Origin of the sequence: Klebsiella sp. I138, assembly GCF_051131765.1 — a bacterium.
Lineage (GTDB): Bacteria > Pseudomonadota > Gammaproteobacteria > Enterobacterales > Enterobacteriaceae > Klebsiella.
The window spans coordinates 2,326,983-2,342,791 of record NZ_CP180447.1 but is presented as its reverse complement, the minus strand read 5'-3'; the positions used below and the strand labels follow the sequence as shown (position 1 = coordinate 2,342,791).

The following is a 15,809-nucleotide window of genomic DNA, read 5'->3' as shown; positions in this document are numbered from 1 at the left end:
ATGTAAAAATCCCGCCCTGATTTTCCTCGCTGGCTACCCTTAGCGCATTGCCGAATCGTATTGCCGATTATTGCCGACAACAGGAAAACGCCATGCGCCAGATAGCCTCCTTAACGATGCTCGCCATTCTGCTGTTTCCCCTCGCGACCCTCGCCGGGAAGGTTCGCGTTGATGTATTGCAAGACCAGCTTGAACACCCGTGGGCGATGGCTTTTCTGCCTGATGACCGGGGAATATTGATAACCCTGCGTTCAGGGTATCTGAAGCTTTGGCGGCAGGGAGAAGGCCTCTCGGCTGCGATAACCGGCGTCCCTCCGGTCTGGGCCAGTGGCCAGGGAGGGTTGCTTGACGTCGCGCTGGCGCCGGATTTCGAACAATCCCGGCGGGTCTGGCTGAGTTTTGCCGAGGCCGGCGATGACGGTAAGGCTGGTACCGCCGTGGGTTATGGTCGCCTGAGCGACAATCTTCAGCATCTGGAGAATTTTCAGGTTGTTTTCCGCCAACTGCCGAAGCTTTCAACCGGTAACCATTTTGGCGGACGACTGGTTTTTGACGGCAAAGGGCACTTGTTCATCGGGCTGGGGGAGAATAACAAGCGCTCAACGGCCCAGGAACTGGACAAACTGCAGGGAAAAGTCGTGCGCCTGACGCAGGACGGGAAAGTTCCGGCCGATAATCCTTTTGTCGAACGCGCCGGTGCCAGGCCGGAGATTTGGTCTTATGGCATCCGCAACCCACAGGGAATGGCGATGAATCCGTGGACCGCTACGCTGTGGCTCAACGAGCACGGGCCCCGCGGCGGCGATGAGATTAATATTCCGCAGAGAGCGAAAAACTACGGCTGGCCGCTGGCGACGCACGGAGTCAACTACAGCGGGCTGGCCATTCCCGAAGCGCAAGGCACGGCGGTAGCCGGCACAGAGGCGCCGCTTTTCGTCTGGAAAACGTCACCGGCGGTGAGCGGAATGGCGTTCTATGCTGCGCAGACCTTCCCGCAGTGGCAGCATAAGCTGTTTATCGGGGCCCTGAAGGACCGGTCGCTGATCGTCCTGAAGGTGAACGGCGATAAGGTGAGCGAAGAGGCACGCATTTTGCGCGATCGCGGGAAGCGTATTCGCGATGTGCGCGTCGGACCCGACGGATATGTGTATGTGTTAACCGACGAATCCAACGGTGAGCTGCTGAAGGTGAGTCCGGTTGAATAACCTCAGGTTACCGGGATCGCCACCACATCACGCCACGCCTGGCGCTCGTTAAGCTGTTGATACCAGCGCTGCAGGTGCGGGCGCGGCTGCCAGCTATCAACAATCGCCATCAGGTTATAAACGAATGGTGCAACGGCGATATCACCGAGACCAAAGGCGTCTCCGGAGAGCCAGGGAGAGGTTGCCAGTTCGTCATCAAGGATGGCGAAAAGCGCCTCGCAGGCGGCAATACCGGCGGCAATGGCCGCCGGGTCACGTTTTTCCACCGGCGTTCTGACCAGTCCCATTAATACCGGACGGTGGGCAGGCGAAAGCGAACCGTTGGCCCAGTCCATCCATTTGTCGCCCTGCGCACGCTGTCGCGGCGCATTGACCCACAGGCGGTCCTGGCCATATTCGGCAGCCAGATAGCGGATAATTGCGTTCGACTCCCAAAGGACGAGGCCATTCGCATCATCTTTCAGCAGCGGTACCAGACCGTTCGGATTCATCGTCAGATACTCCGGGTCATGATTCAGGCCAAACTCCAGCCCCGCCAGAATGTGCTGATAAGGAAGCTCAAGCTCCGCCAGCACCCAGCGTACCTTCTTCACATTCGTCGAATTATTTCTGCCCCATAGCGTAATCATATCGGTTCCTGCCTGTTATTGAGCCGTCGTTGCAGCATTGTGAGTAATCATGTTGGAATAAAGATAATATTTAGGCAATCACGATCAAAAAAAATGCTCTGTTTTCAGCAGGGAGCGAGGTTATTGCGTAAACTTTAAAAACTTTACCAACTCGCTGTTTCTTTAAGGTCATTTGTACGCTTTACTCACCGGCTGCTGCTGCGCCGATAGAGTGTTGCGGCATATTTTGTTTGGAAAGGATACTTGGGTGGCTCTTATGACGCATGACGCTTTTTCCCTTCGTGGCCTCGCGGCAGGCTGCGCTCTTCTCGTTCTCGTCGCACCTGCGGTGCAGGCGGCGGATCAACTTCCTGATGCCCCATCGATTGATGCCCGAGCCTGGGTCCTGATGGACTACGCCAGCGGTAAAGTGCTGAGCGAAGGCAACGCCGATGAAAAACTCGACCCGGCAAGTCTGACCAAAATTATGACCAGCTATGTCGTCGGACAGGCGCTGAAGGCGGGCAAAATTAAGTCCACCGATATGGTCACCGTTGGTCGCGATGCCTGGGCTACCGGGAACCCGGCGCTGCGAGGTTCATCGGTTATGTTCCTTAAGCCGGGGATGCAGGTCTCGGTCGAGGACCTCAATAAAGGCGTGATTATTCAGTCCGGTAACGATGCCAGCATCGCGATAGCTGACTACGTGGCAGGAAGTCAGGATGCATTCGTCAGCCTGATGAACGGCTATGCGCAAAAAATGGGGCTGACCAATACCACCTTTATGACCGTACACGGTCTGGATGCACCGGGGCAGTTTAGTACCGCGCGTGATATGGCGCTGCTGACTAAAGCGATGATCCATGATGTTCCTGAAGAGTACGCTATCCATAAAGAGAAAGAGTTCACCTTCAATAAAATTCGCCAGCCGAACCGCAACCGTCTGCTGTGGAGCTCAAACCTGAACGCAGATGGTGTTAAAACAGGTACCACCGCCGGTGCCGGTTATAACCTGGTGTCTTCCGCGACTCAGGGGGATATGCGCCTGATTGCCGTGGTGCTCGGCACCAAGACCGACCGTATTCGTTTTAATGAATCTGAAAAACTGCTGACCTGGGGCTTCCGTTTCTATGAAACCGTGACGCCGATTAAACCGGATGCCACCTTTATCACCCAGCGCGTCTGGTTTGGCGACAGCAACGAGGCCAAACTGGGGGCCGGCGAAGCCGGGTCAATTACGCTGCCGCGTGGGCAGCTGAAAAACCTGAAAGCCAGCTACACCCTGACGGATACCCAGCTGACGGCGCCGCTTAGCAAAGGGCAGGTCGTCGGGACCATCGACTTTAAGCTCAATGATAAAACCATCGAGCAACGTCCGCTGATTGTGATGGAAGCGGTCAATGAAGGCGGCTTCTTTAGCCGAATGATGGACTTCGTGCTGATGAAACTGCACGGCTGGTTCGGTAGCTGGTTCTCGTAACCGACGGACCGCGCCCTGCGGGGCGCGGTCAGTAGAGCAGTGAAATCTGTTTTTCTTTCGCCAGCGCGAGCAGATCTTCATCCGGACAAACATCGCTGACAATCACGTCAAAATGCGATAAATCGCCCATCCGCGCCGGCCTGACTTTGCCAAATTTACTGTGATCGACAACCAAAACGTGATAGCGCGCGCTGCTCATCGCCCAGTGTTTAACCGGCAGCTCTTCGAGGTTAAAGCAGGTGGCGCCTTGCTCGCAGTCAATGCCAGCCGCCGAGTAGAAGGCGATGTCCGGGCACAGATGACTGAGCGTATCCTGCAGGCTTAGCGGTTTAAAAATGGCATTGCTGGCATGAAACTCCCCGCCACATAAAATAGCCCGGCACTGCGGCTTTTCCTGCAGCGCGAGAAAAGTGTTCAGCGAATAGCAGACGCCAGTAAAGGGCAGGGCGTTATCAATGGCGTCAATAATCCATGGTGTGGTGGTTCCACAGTCGAAAAAGGCCATCTGATGCGCCTCGAGCAGCGCGGCCGCGCGACGGGCGGCGCGGCGTTTTTCATCCACCAGGCGTGTTTTCTGGTCGCTGAGCAGATAGTGGGTTGCGCTGCGTGGCTCCAGGACAATATAGCCACCTAACAACACCACCGGGCCATTATGACCGTTCAGGTCGCGACGAATGGTCATTTCTGATACGCCAAGCAGTGCGGCAGCCTCTTTTAAATGAAGCTTATCGCTGCGCTTGAGCGCCTGAATGAGCTGGCTGATGCGTTCATCACGACGTGTTTCCATATTTCCTCTACGCTGAAATCGCCCTGCTCTGGCAGGGCGTCAGTGGGCGATTTTACCTGCCGGAAGAGGGTTAGTCACGCACCCAACCTTTACGAATCGGCAGGGAGAAGCAAAGGCGATACAGCTGCTGCAGGTATTGATACAGCGACTGGCCTCCGGCCTGCCACACCAGCCCTGCGGCCAGGCAACCACACATCCCGGTCAGCAGGCCGCCCAGCATATCCATCGGCCAATGCACGCCAAGGTAGACGCGGGACCAGGCAATCGCCACGCCCGCCGCCAGCAGTGCGACGCCGGACCACAGGCGATGCCAGAACAGGAAGGCCAGCGCGAAGGTAAAGATGATGGTGCCGTGATTGCTGGGGAAAGAGTTATTCGGCGCGTGATGCAGGAACTGATAGCCGACGCCGGCGGCAAACGGACGCTCATGCGGAAAGAGAAGACCGCAGATCCATGACAGGCTGAGGCTAATTGCCAGCGCCAGGATGACTTTAAAAACCAGCTGGCGCTGGTTCGGCCCCCAGAGCCACAGCGCAACGGCCAGCAAAGGAACTATCAGAATCAAATCTTTGGCAATGAATGTTGCCAGGGTAATTGCCCACGACGGCGAGGCAGGGGTGGCATTGATTAAGGCGAACAGCGCGTCGTTGATATTTTCCAGCATAGGTTCAGGCTCTTGGTATCCGATAGCAATCAGCCGCCTACCTTAAAAAACGGTGGCGATAAGGTAAAGCAGTATTGTCTTAATTATCAGCTTGTTAAGAAAATATGGTTGGGCCACATCGCTGAAAACACGCTGCAAAGTTTGAGTATATCGCCTGTAACCTAATTGAAATATAAACGAAATATAGACAGATTTAATTAAAGTGGCTGCGATGTCATCCGGCCGTGGCGCGTTGCGCTATTTTTACTTGTCACCCACAATTCACTATCTCCTCCGCAAGACTTTCATTAAACTTTGCGCGATTTTTTTTTAAATAAGAGATTGCATGCAGAATTATTCGCTTTCAGGCAAACGCCTCGGACGGCAGGCGCTCCTTTTCCCGCTCTGCCTGGTGTTATACGAATTTTCCACTTATATCGGCAACGATATGATCCAGCCGGGAATGCTCTCGGTGGTGGAAGAGTTTCAGGTGGGGAATGAATGGGTCCCCACTTCTATGACTGCCTATCTCGCCGGCGGCATGTTTTTGCAGTGGCTGCTCGGGCCGCTGTCGGATCGCATCGGCCGTCGTCCGGTGATGCTCACCGGCGTGGTGTGGTTTATCGTCACCTGCCTGGCCACGCTGCTGGCGCAGACGATTGAGCAATTCACACTGCTGCGTTTTTTGCAGGGGATTAGCCTGTGCTTCATCGGCGCGGTGGGTTATGCCGCGATTCAGGAGTCCTTTGAGGAGGCGATGTGTATCAAAATCACCGCGCTGATGGCGAACGTGGCGCTGATTGCCCCTCTGCTTGGCCCGCTGGTGGGGGCGGCCTGGGTCCACATCCTGCCGTGGGAAATGATGTTTGTGCTGTTTGCCGTGCTGGCGGCTATTGCCTTTTTTGGCCTGCAACGTGCGATGCCGGAAACCGCGACGCGCATGGGCGAGAAGCTGTCGATGAAAGAGCTGGGCCGCGATTATAGCCTGGTGCTGAAGAACCTGCGTTTTGTTGCCGGCGCGCTGGCGACCGGTTTTGTCAGCCTGCCGCTGCTGGCATGGATTGCGCAATCCCCGGTGATTATTATCAGCGGCGAAAAAGCCACCAGCTATGAATATGGCCTGCTGCAGGTGCCGATTTTCGGTGCGCTGATTGCCGGTAACCTGGTGCTGGCGCGATTGACCTCGCGGCGCACCGTGCGTTCGCTGATTATTCTTGGCGGCTGGCCGATTATGTTCGGGCTGCTGCTCTCTGCGGTGGCGACGGTGGTATCGACCCACGCGTATTTATGGATGACCGCCGGGCTAAGCGTCTACGCCTTTGGGATTGGCCTCGCGAACGCCGGGTTAGTCCGCCTGACGCTGTTTGCCAGCGACATGAGTAAAGGCACCGTGTCGGCCGCCATGGGGATGCTGCAAATGCTGATTTTTACCGTCGGGATTGAAGTCAGTAAACATGCGTATGAGCTGGGCGGCAGCGGGGTGTTTAGCCTGTTCAACTTGCTTAGCGGCGTGCTGTGGCTGGTGATGATTGTCTATTTTCTCAAAGACAAGAGCGTAGGTAGTTCAAACGACCCGCAGGTATAGCGTCGATACGTTCCGGGCGCGGCGCGGTTGGCCACGCCCGGGCGAGTATTACGCGAACGGAGCTTCGCGATTCAGCACCTTATCGATAATATGCAGCACGCCTTCTTCATTGTTGTGCGGCGCATCATAGCCGGCAACGGCTTTCACCGGCGCTGCTGCGTTAGCCATGGCAAAGCCAAACCCGGCATGTTGCAGCATTTCAATATCGTTTCCGCTGTCGCCAAAGGCGACGACCTCATGATTATCAATGCCCCAGCGCTCTTGTAAAATACGCAGGCCGTTGGCTTTGTGAACGCCGGGAATAATCAGGTCAATACTGCCGTAGCCGGTTGCTACGGCGGTTACCATATCGCCCAACGCCGCGTGCAGCTGCGGCTGGATGTGCGGAATCAGGCGGTCAGGTACGTTGAGGCCGAACTTAAGAATCACGTCATCGATATGGTTGAAGTCATCCACCAGCTGCAGGCGATGATAATATTTTGCGGCAACCGTCTTTAGCTCATCGTTATAGCGATTCAGGGTATATGCGCTGCGTTTTCCGCAGGCGATAATTTCGATATCCGCCAACGTCTCCAGGTAGTCGATCACGGTGTGGAAATGATCTTTCGGCAGCTGGCAGTTAAACACGTCATCGCCGGCGCTAACTACCCAGCCGCCGTTTTCAGCGACGAAGGCAATCTCATGGGCGATGTCCGGGAAAAACGAAATCAGCTGGTAATACTGGTTTCCGCTGGCGACCACAAAGCGAATGTCCTGCTCGCGCATACGCTGATACTGGCTCAGAAAGCGCTGGCAGTTGTAGGTTTTGGCGTCGCTTAAGAAGGTGCCATCCATATCTACCGCAATCAGTTTGATGCTCATTAACTGTTCTCCATCACAGGTTCAGGTTGGGGTTTTGCCACCGCTCTGGCGACCAATGCCGCCACGATAACCAGACCCAGCACCACCATCATGGCACTGCGCAGGCCGAAATGTTCGCCAAGGAAGCCCAGCAGCGGCGGGCCGACGAGGAAGGCGAGATAGCCGGTTATCGCCACTACGCTGACGCGCTTCGGCGCATCGGGACCGGTGTCACTGGCGGCGGAAATGGTCAGCGGGAAACCGAGCGACGCGCCAAGCCCCCACAGCAGCACCGAGATCCCGGCTACCCATGGGTTGTCGACGAATATAATCAGGCCGATGCCCAGAGCGCCCATGACGGCGCTGGCGCGCACTACCGTGACCCGGCTATAGCGGTCAATAAACCAGCCGCCGGTAAAGCGACCGAGCGTCATGCCGAGGGTGAAGCCGGCGTAAATCAAGGAGCCGGAGGTGGGGCTGAAGCCGTGACCGTCCACCATCAGCAGCGGCAGCCAGTCGTTGGCAGACCCTTCAGCAAAGGCCATCGCCAGTACCACAACGCCAATCAGCAACAGCTGCACATCGCGCCATACCGGCAATCCTTTTTCCTCGTGATGCGCGCTTTCGGCGGCATTTTGCCCGGTGCCATCAGGGATGGCGCGAATGGCAATCGCGATAGGGGCAATTGCCACCAGCGCGGCCAGCAAAATATGCGGCGCGGCGGGCAAGCCAAACCCGGTTACTGCCATGCCGACACCGGCGCCGAACAGCGTACCGAAGCTATAAAAGCCGTGCATCATCGGCAGAACGGTCTTGTTCATTTCCCGCTCGACGGCGGCGCCTTCAACGTTAATTGCCACCTCTGCCGAGCCGAAGCTGGCGCCAAAAATGGCCAGCCCGACGGCAAACAGGACGGCAGAGGTGAGCCACAGCGCCAGGCTGAGCACCATCATACCGACCACGGCGCAAGACATGGTGGTACGAATCACCCTGCGGGTACCAAAGCGTTTAACCAGCCACGCCGAGCAGAGAATACCGCTCATTGACCCAATCGACAGGCCAAATAAAACGATGCCCATTTCCGCCGTCGACAGCGTCAGCAGGTCGCGGATAGCCGGCGTGCGGGTGGCCCATGAGGCCATGAGTAATCCTGGAATAAAGAAGAACATAAAAAGGGCCCACAGTCGGAGCTGTAAGGCTCTGCGGGAGGTTTGCGCTGTCATTCGTAAACGCCTGTGAATGAGAAGATGGAGACAACAGTAGCAAGGTTGTGTACATTTGTACATATTCTTCAGGAGGCGTATTTCAGGCCGCCGTTGCGAGTCTGGAAGAACGGTATTGTTGCCGTAAGCATGGTGCCTGAAAGTGACTAAGAGGACTGATATGGCCCGCCGACCAAACGATCCGCAGCGCCGGGAGCGCATTTTGCAGGCGACGCTGGATACCATTGCCACCCATGGTATCCACGCGGTAACCCATCGTAAAATTGCCAGCTGTGCGGAGGTCCCGTTAGGCTCGTTGACCTACTATTTCAGCGGTATTGAAGCGCTGATTGAAGAGGCGTTTCGCATTTTCACCCGCGATATGTCCGTGCAGTACCAGCAGTTTTTTGCCACGGTCAGCAGCCGCGAAGAGGCCTGCGATGCGATTGCCGAGCTGATATTCAGCGCCCAGGTGACCACCGCGCGGAATATGGAGCTGATGTATCAGCTGTATGCCTTTTGCAGCAGCCAGCCGGTGTTAAAGGCGGTGATGCAGCACTGGATGCAGCGCAGCCAGCAGACGCTGGAGCGGTGGTTTGAACCGGCCACGGCTCGTGGGCTGGATGCGTTTATCGAAGGAATGACTCTGCATTTTGTCACCGATAGCGCACCGCTCTCTAAGCAGGCCATCCGCCTGATGGTCGGGCGTCTGGCCGGAGAGGGGTGAGGGAGGCGCACGTACAGCGCTTAGGCTTCCGGGCAGGCCGGTGCGTTATCAGCCGGTAGTCGCGCCGGCCGTCATATTCACCACCGTGGCCGTCATAGCACCGGCGCGGTCGGATGCCAGAAAAGTGATAACGTCAGCGACCTGGTCTAGCGTTGGCAGCCTTTTGAGCAGGGTGCTGTGCGCCGCGCCGCCGAGCCACTGTTCTACCGTTAACCCCATCGCCTGAGCTTTCGAAGCAAACACTTCAGCAGTATACGATCCGGCCTCGACCGCACCGGCAATAGCATGCGAGCGCACGCCGATAACGCGGATATTCTTCGGACCGAGTTCGCTGGCGAGCGCTTTGATAAAGGCTTCACTGCCCGCACAGCCGACGATATGGCCGAGGTGTCCCGGTAACGCCATGGTCGCCGCAGGCGCTACCAGGGTGATAATGACGCCTGCCCGGGCATCGCCCATATGGGGTGCAACGGCTTTTGAGATGTTGAACTGTGCCACCAGGAATGGAGTGACGCCCTGCATAAATTCAGCGAGGGATAGTTCCGCGATTTCCTTACCCTGGTTGTGAACGAAGCCGGTGGTATTGATAGCGATGTCGAACCCACCGACCTGCTCTGCCACCCGGGCCGTTTGCTCAAACGCGGAGCGTTCATCGAGGACATCGACGATAAACGTCTCCGCGCGGCCGCCAGCCGCCCGAATTTCATTCGCCACCCGTTCCAGTTTCTTCCGATCGCGAGCGCCCAGATAGACCTGTGCCCCCTCGCGTGCCAGGGCATGGGCGACGGCGCGGCCTGTCGCACCGCTTCCCCCAAAGATGGCTGCCACCTTGTCTTTCACCAGCATTGCGTTTTCCTCTCACCGGCCTGTACCGTCAAAGTATGTGCAATAACCGGGAGGATGCCAATGATGCCAATGAGGTGCAACTGTCGGACAGAAGACCCTTGTGGAGCAAAGACGAATAGATATCAGTCCGAAAGGTGAGGAAAGCGACTGATTTTAAAGAAGAGGGGATTTCAGGCAACAAAAAACCCATCAACCTTGAACCAAAATGGCGGGGTTGATGGGCTCCACAAAATGGGGACATCAAAGAAAAGCAGTGGCACTACTTATGACTGATGCCCAAGAGAAAAGTTCTGCCTCTATCTATTTTTTTCTTAAATATTTACTGTAGCCCTGGCCAGATGATGACAATCAGCGTCCCCGCCAGGGTCAACAGCACGTTGGCAATGGCATAAGTTCCCGCATAGCCCAGCGCCGGTATGTTGCTGCGCGCGGTGTCGCTGATAATTTCCATCGCCGGGGCGCAGGTACGCGCGCCCATCATGGCCCCAAACAACATCGCGCGGTTCATGCGCAGGACATAGGCGCCAAACAGGAAACAAATCACTACCGGCACCAGGCTGACGATAAGACCTGCTGCCAGCATCTGGCCGCCGACGGCGCCCAGGCCGTGACCAATGCCGGCGCCCGCGCTCAGACCAACACCGGCCATAAAGACCATTAACCCGAACTCTTTCACCATATTCAGCGCGCCCTGCGGAATGTAGCCGAAGGTCGGGTGGTTGGCTCGCAGGAAGCCGAGCATGATCCCGGCAAACAGCAGCCCTGCCGCGTTACCGATGCCAAAGCTGAAGGAGCTAAACTGGAAGGTAATCATCCCGATCATCAGGCCGACGATAAAGAAGGCACAGAAGGCAAGGAGGTCGGTCACCTGGCTGTGAATGGAAATAAAGCCAATGCGATCGGCAACGGTTTTGACGCGTCGCGCATCGCCGCTGACCTGTAACACGTCGCCTTTATTGAGCACCACGTTATCGTCAATTGGCATTTCAATCTGGCTTCGAATGACGCGGTTCAGGAAGCAGCCGTGATCGGTCAGCTTCAGCTGCGCCAGGCGGCGGCCCACGGCGTTATGGTTTTTTACCACGATCTCTTCGGTAACGATGCGCATATCCAGCAGGTCGCGGTCGAAGACCTCTTTGCCGTTACGGAAGCTCGGGTCGAGACGCGCATGTGCATCCGGGTAACCTACCAGCGCGATATCATCGCCCATTTGCAGGACTGCATCGCCGTCCGGGTTGGCCAGAATGCCGTTACGACGAATACGTTCGATATAGCAGCCTGTCTGGCGATAAATTCCCAGCTCACGCAGATTTTTACCGTCTGCCCAGGCGACCAGCTCCGGGCCAACGCGATAGGCACGAATGACCGGCAGATAGACTTTACGTTTAGAATCGGTATCAAGCCCACGTTCACGCGCAATCTGCTGGGCGCTGGTTTGCAGATCCTGATGCTGTAGCTTCGGCATATAGCGCGCGCCGACGATCAGGCTGACGAGGCCAATCAGGTAGGTCAGGGCGTAGCCCAGGCTCAGGTGGTCAAGGGAGAGCGCCAGCTGATCGCTGGGCAGTCCAAAGTGGCGTAGGGTATCTCCCGCACCGACCAGTACCGGCGTTGAGGTCATGGCGCCCGCGAGCATCCCGGCCGTCAGACCGATATCCCAGCCGAACAGTTTTCCCAGCCCCATCGCCAACAGCATCGCGCTGCCGACCATCACCAGGGCGAGCATCAGATAGTTTTTTCCGTCGCGGAAAAAAATAGAAAAAAAGTTGGGACCCGCTTCCACGCCAACGCAAAAAATAAACAGCATAAAGCCCAGATTCAGCGCATCAGTGTTAATACTGAAATGCTGCTGGCCTAATAATAATGAAACCACTAAAACGCCAATAGAATTACCAAGTTGTACTGACCCGAGACGCAGTTTCCCGAGACAAAGACCCAAAGCAAGTACAACGAATAATAACAGGATGTAATTCCCGTTTAACAAATCTGCGACGTTTATATTCACGAAAGCCAACTTCTCATTTACTAGTAAGTTGTTGAAGGAAATGGTTATTTGGTCTAAGGTTGGTCCAGTGTTCGCGTTGTCCCGAACCCTGTTCTGGCATCCCGTTATAACCAGTAAAAATAGAGTCGGTAGTTTAATCCTTCCTGGATGCTGCGGCTAGTCACAATCGTTTTTACGCCGGTGGGAGGCTAAATTGGCATGGATTGCCGGAATGCTTTATCTGACTGGACGAAGTGAAGTGGGTTAGAGGCAGAATCAGGAGGATGTTGTGAAATCTGAGCGTACTTGGGTCGGTATTACCTGCGGGTTCTTTCTGTTTATCGTGGTGTGTTTATTGCTGTTACTGCATATGAAAGGTGTCTTTCGGGCTACTGGAAATCCTGAGATAGGGCTGCTCTTCTTTTTGCTGCCCGGCGCGGCCGCCAGCTGCCTCTCTCCTGGGCAACGCGTCATCCAACCGCTGGTGGGGGCCATTCTGGCTACCCCTGTCTGTCTGCTGGTTATGCGGATTTTTTTCGCGACTCAACGAACGTTCTGGCAACAGCTGGCGTGGTTATTTAGCGCGGTGTTCTGGTGCGCGCTGGGTGCGCTGTGTTTTCTGTTTATTTGCGCCTGGCTAGACACCAGACGCAAGCACTCGTCAGAGGACTGAGTCGTCTCAGGCAAATAAGCCGAGATTCTCTTTCGCCCATGCTTCGAAATCCGTGCAGCCGCCGATATGTTTTTGATCGACGAAAATCTGTGGAACGGTCTCAACCGGTTTACCTACGGTCTTTTCCAGGTCGCTCTTACTGATGCCTTCGGCGTGAATATCAACGTAGCGATAGTTGAAATCATCGCGCTCGTTGGTCAGTTTTTCTGCCAGTTCTTTGGCACGAACGCAATACGGGCAACCAGGACGACCAAAAATAACGGTAAACATGCTTTCTCTCCTTAAATCTCAGCCGGATGGCGAATGTCACTATGATGACGCGTTATGCCGGCGAGTAAAAGAAGGTTCTGCCTTTTTCTCCGATGGTTTAAGGCTATGTTTGATAAATGTCTACGTAGTTAATTCATTATACTGTCCCTGCTGCGCGCGATACGTCGATTGACCGCGCGGAAAACGTTGACCGGAGGAGTGTTATGCGAACGCCCGCTGCCTTGCCAAAAAGCATTCTGATCGTAGAGATCATCGGGATGGTGCTGTTGACCCTCGCCTGGCTTTCGCTTAATCAGTACCTGCAGCTGCCGGCGCCATTTTCCAGCCCAACGGCGGCGCTGCTGATGATTTTTGCCGGTATCTTGCTGATGCTCCCGGCGGCGATTGCATTAATGTGGCGAATGGCAAAGATTGTCGCGCCGCAGCTGACCCACACTCCAAAACCACCTTCTTCACCAGACAGAGAAAAACGAGATGACGCCGACCATTGATTTGCTGCGTAGCCACCGTTCCATCCGCCACTTTACCGATGCGCCGATCGACGATGAACAGCGCGCGGCCATCATCGCCAGCGCGCAGGGGGCCTCCAGCTCCAGCTTTTTACAATGCAGCTCCATCATTCGCGTGACCGACCCTGCGCTTCGTGAACAGCTGGTTACGATGAGCGGAGGCCAGCAACACGTTGCACGCGCGGCGGAGTTCTGGGTATTTTGTGCCGACTTTAACCGCCTTCTGCAGATCTGCCCTGATGCCCAGCTTGGGCTGGCCGAGCAGCTGCTACTGGGGGCGGTGGATACCGCGATGATGGCGCAAAACGCGCTGGTTGCCGCCGAGTCTCTCGGGCTCGGGGGCGTCTACATCGGTGGGATCCGTAATAGCATTGAAGGGGTGACCGAACTGCTCAAGCTCCCGCAGCACGTCCTGCCGCTGTTTGGCCTGTGCCTGGGATGGCCTGCCGATAACCCGGACGTGAAGCCACGTATGCCCGCAGCACTACTGGTACATGAAAATGCGTATCAGCCGGTGGATGAGGCCGTCCTGGCGCAATATGATGAGCAGATGGCGCAGTACTATCTGTCGCGCGGCAGCAACGCACGGCGCGATACCTGGAGCGACCATATTCGCCGCACTATCATTAAAGAAAGTCGGCCGTTTATTCTCGAATATCTGCATAAGCAGGGGTGGGCAACGCGCTGATTGCGTGTACACTGCTGCCTGCTTTCCGCCCCGTCATTCGGTGGACAGGGCGGTCGTGGCGCAATTAATCTATTGCAGGCCCGCCGGAGCGGGCCTTGTTGCAGAGGTGCAGGGTGAAAATTGCCATATTATCCCGGGATGGAACGCTTTATTCATGCCGTCGCCTGCGTGAAGCCGCGCACAAGCGCGGCCATCAGGTAGAAATCCTCGATCCGCTTTCTTGCTATATGAACGTCAGTCCGGTGGCCTCATCGATTCACTATAAAGGCCGCCAGCTTCCGCACTTTGATGCCGTGATCCCCCGCATTGGCTCCGCGATTACCTATTACGGTACTGCCGCTCTTCGTCAGTTCGAACTGCTCGGCAGCTTTCCGCTGAATGAATCGGTCGCGATTACCCGCGCTCGTGACAAGCTGCGTTCGTTGCAGCTGCTGGCGCGCCAGGGAATCGATCTGCCGCTGACCGGCATTGCGCACTCTCCAGACGATACCAGCGATTTGATTGCCATGGTCGGCGGTGCGCCGCTGGTGGTTAAGCTGGTGGAAGGGACGCAGGGTATCGGCGTGGTGCTGGCGGAAACCCGCCAGGCGGCAGAGAGCGTGATTGACGCCTTCCGTGGCCTGAATGCGCATATTCTGGTTCAGGAGTATATTGCCGAGGCGAAAGGACGAGACATTCGCTGCCTGGTGGTAGGGAATGAAGTTGTCGCCTCGATAGAGCGGCGGGCGAAGGAGGGGGATTTCCGCTCGAACCTGCACCGTGGCGGCGTGGCGACGGTGGCCACTATCAGCGATCAGGAACGGGAGATGGCCATCAGGGCAGCACAAACCCTGGGGCTGGATGTCGCCGGGGTCGATATCCTGCGTGCGACTCGCGGGCCGCTGGTGATGGAGGTTAATGCTTCTCCGGGGCTGGAAGGCATTGAAACCACCACCGGGATTGATATTGCCGGGCGCATGATCGCCTGGATTGAGCGTCAGGCCACGCCTGAATTCTGCCTGAAAATGGGCGGATAATCGGCGCGAATGACACTATCATGGTATGCGCCGCGTTTTTTGCGTAAGCTATGGCGTCGTATTTCTACAGTAAGAGGTCACAGGTCATATGGATTCACTGGTCGTTCCGGGTCTGGATACGCTACGTCACTGGCTCGATGAGTTAGGTATCAGCTTCTTTGAGTGTGACTCCTGCCAGGCCTTGCATCTGCCGCATATGCAGAATTTCGACGGCATTTTCGATGCGAAGCTCGATCTGGTGGACAACGTGGTGCTTTTTTCTGCCCTGGCGGAAGTGAAGCCTTCGGCGCTGCTGGGACTCAGTGCGGATCTTTCGGCGATCAATGCCAGTTCGTTAACCGTCAAAGCCTTCCTTGATATTCAGGATGACAATCTGCCAAAGCTGGTGGTGTGTCAGGCGCTATCGGTCGGCGTGGGTATCACCGTTGAACAGTTCGGCTGGTTCTTCCGCCAGAGCGAAGAGCAGATCTCAATGGTTATCCTCGAAGCGGCGGCCAACCAGGTGCTCTATAAAGCCGAAGAGGAAGAAGAGTACACCGCTGAAGATATCCAGCACCATTTTCTTCACTAGACCTGTCGATGAATAGCGCAGCCACTGCCATGGCGGCTGCGTATTACGTGCTTTTATTCTGCTGTTAACCTTCCCTTAAAGAATTTTTCACCGCCATTCAGCCGATTTTGGCTTATCACGTAGACCGTTATTGCATAAAAAATTGATAAAAGGCGTTATTTTACCTGGGCTATAG

17 protein-coding genes are annotated in these 15,809 nt (G+C 55.9%); 9 read left to right on the top strand and 8 right to left on the bottom strand.

From position 1 onward, the window contains the following. Positions 1 to 92: 92 nt before the first annotated feature. Positions 93 to 1,205 carry a PQQ-dependent sugar dehydrogenase gene (locus ACMYSK_RS10925; RefSeq protein WP_434642945.1) on the top strand — a complete coding sequence of 371 codons (1,113 nt, stop codon included), beginning with the start codon at positions 93 to 95 and terminating at the stop codon, positions 1,203 to 1,205. A gap of 2 nt (positions 1,206 to 1,207) precedes the next feature. Here the strand turns inward: ACMYSK_RS10925 and ACMYSK_RS10920 are convergent, their stop codons facing one another. After that, a complete protein-coding gene (locus tag ACMYSK_RS10920) occupies positions 1,208 to 1,834 on the bottom strand; it encodes a glutathione S-transferase family protein (RefSeq protein ID WP_434642942.1) in 627 nt (208 codons plus the stop codon). A gap of 256 nt (positions 1,835 to 2,090) precedes the next feature. Between ACMYSK_RS10920 and dacC the strand changes: the two genes are divergently transcribed. Beyond that, entirely contained in the window at positions 2,091 to 3,293 is a 1,203-nt protein-coding gene (gene dacC / locus ACMYSK_RS10915; protein WP_434644031.1) for a serine-type D-Ala-D-Ala carboxypeptidase, read from the top strand. Between the two features lie 28 nt (positions 3,294 to 3,321). Here the strand turns inward: dacC and deoR are convergent, their stop codons facing one another. Together deoR and ybjG are read right to left on the bottom strand one after the other, a co-directional pair. After that, positions 3,322 to 4,080 (bottom strand): DNA-binding transcriptional repressor DeoR, encoded by a 759-nt coding sequence (gene deoR / locus ACMYSK_RS10910; protein ID WP_434642940.1) that lies wholly within the window; start codon positions 4,078 to 4,080, stop codon positions 3,322 to 3,324. 70 nt (positions 4,081 to 4,150) lie between these two features. Beyond that, positions 4,151 to 4,744 (bottom strand): undecaprenyl-diphosphate phosphatase, encoded by a 594-nt coding sequence (gene ybjG, locus ACMYSK_RS10905; RefSeq protein ID WP_434642938.1) that lies wholly within the window; start codon positions 4,742 to 4,744, stop codon positions 4,151 to 4,153. Between the two features lie 325 nt (positions 4,745 to 5,069). Between ybjG and ACMYSK_RS10900 the strand changes: the two genes are divergently transcribed. Continuing rightward, positions 5,070 to 6,308, top strand: coding sequence for an MFS transporter (locus tag ACMYSK_RS10900; RefSeq protein ID WP_434642936.1), 1,239 nt, complete (start codon positions 5,070 to 5,072; stop codon positions 6,306 to 6,308). A gap of 48 nt (positions 6,309 to 6,356) precedes the next feature. On the opposite strand, the gene ACMYSK_RS10895 is transcribed toward ACMYSK_RS10900, so the two are convergent. Together ACMYSK_RS10895 and ACMYSK_RS10890 are read right to left on the bottom strand one after the other, a co-directional pair. Beyond that, positions 6,357 to 7,169: a Cof-type HAD-IIB family hydrolase gene (locus tag ACMYSK_RS10895; protein ID WP_434642933.1), complete on the bottom strand. Its 813-nt coding sequence runs from the start codon at positions 7,167 to 7,169 to the stop codon at positions 6,357 to 6,359. Next, complete coding sequence (locus tag ACMYSK_RS10890; protein ID WP_434642931.1) at positions 7,169 to 8,371, bottom strand: MFS transporter; 1,203 nt, start codon at positions 8,369 to 8,371, stop codon at positions 7,169 to 7,171. The genes ACMYSK_RS10895 and ACMYSK_RS10890 overlap by 1 nt, the downstream gene beginning before the upstream one ends. A 160-nt stretch (positions 8,372 to 8,531) precedes the next feature. On the opposite strand from ACMYSK_RS10890, the gene ACMYSK_RS10885 reads away from it, so the two are divergent. Further along, on the top strand, positions 8,532 to 9,077 hold the full coding sequence (locus ACMYSK_RS10885) for a TetR/AcrR family transcriptional regulator (protein WP_434642929.1): 546 nt from the start codon (positions 8,532 to 8,534) through the stop codon (positions 9,075 to 9,077). 48 nt (positions 9,078 to 9,125) lie between these two features. Here the strand turns inward: ACMYSK_RS10885 and ACMYSK_RS10880 are convergent, their stop codons facing one another. After that, positions 9,126 to 9,923 carry an SDR family NAD(P)-dependent oxidoreductase gene (locus ACMYSK_RS10880; RefSeq protein ID WP_434642926.1) on the bottom strand — a complete coding sequence of 266 codons (798 nt, stop codon included), beginning with the start codon at positions 9,921 to 9,923 and terminating at the stop codon, positions 9,126 to 9,128. Between the two features lie 319 nt (positions 9,924 to 10,242). After that, on the bottom strand, positions 10,243 to 11,928 hold the full coding sequence (locus tag ACMYSK_RS10875) for an aspartate:alanine antiporter (protein WP_434642923.1): 1,686 nt from the start codon (positions 11,926 to 11,928) through the stop codon (positions 10,243 to 10,245). Positions 11,929 to 12,196: 268 nt separating this feature from the next. Here ACMYSK_RS10875 and ACMYSK_RS10870 point away from each other — a divergent pair, with 268 nt between their 5' ends. Continuing rightward, positions 12,197 to 12,580 (top strand): inner membrane protein YbjM, encoded by a 384-nt coding sequence (locus ACMYSK_RS10870; RefSeq protein WP_434642920.1) that lies wholly within the window; start codon positions 12,197 to 12,199, stop codon positions 12,578 to 12,580. A 6-nt stretch (positions 12,581 to 12,586) separates the two neighbouring features. Here ACMYSK_RS10870 and ACMYSK_RS10865 read toward each other — a convergent pair whose 3' ends face one another. Continuing rightward, a complete protein-coding gene (locus ACMYSK_RS10865; protein ID WP_004859945.1) occupies positions 12,587 to 12,850 on the bottom strand; it encodes a GrxA family glutaredoxin in 264 nt (87 codons plus the stop codon). Between the two features lie 203 nt (positions 12,851 to 13,053). On the opposite strand from ACMYSK_RS10865, the gene ACMYSK_RS10860 reads away from it, so the two are divergent. The 4 genes from ACMYSK_RS10860 (at position 13,054) to ACMYSK_RS10845 (ending at position 15,634) form a co-directional block, all read left to right on the top strand. After that, the gene (locus ACMYSK_RS10860; protein ID WP_434642917.1) at positions 13,054 to 13,341 is read left to right on the top strand and encodes a YbjC family protein; all 288 of its coding nucleotides are present in this window, start codon (positions 13,054 to 13,056) and stop codon (positions 13,339 to 13,341) included. Then, positions 13,325 to 14,047 carry a nitroreductase NfsA gene (gene nfsA / locus ACMYSK_RS10855; protein WP_434642914.1) on the top strand — a complete coding sequence of 241 codons (723 nt, stop codon included), beginning with the start codon at positions 13,325 to 13,327 and terminating at the stop codon, positions 14,045 to 14,047. Before ACMYSK_RS10860 ends, nfsA begins: the two co-directional genes overlap by 17 nt. Before the next feature lie 113 nt (positions 14,048 to 14,160). Beyond that, on the top strand, positions 14,161 to 15,063 hold the full coding sequence (rimK, locus tag ACMYSK_RS10850; protein WP_434642911.1) for a 30S ribosomal protein S6--L-glutamate ligase: 903 nt from the start codon (positions 14,161 to 14,163) through the stop codon (positions 15,061 to 15,063). An 88-nt stretch (positions 15,064 to 15,151) separates the two neighbouring features. Beyond that, positions 15,152 to 15,634 (top strand): YbjN domain-containing protein, encoded by a 483-nt coding sequence (locus tag ACMYSK_RS10845; RefSeq protein ID WP_434642908.1) that lies wholly within the window; start codon positions 15,152 to 15,154, stop codon positions 15,632 to 15,634. Positions 15,635 to 15,809 lie beyond the last annotated feature (175 nt).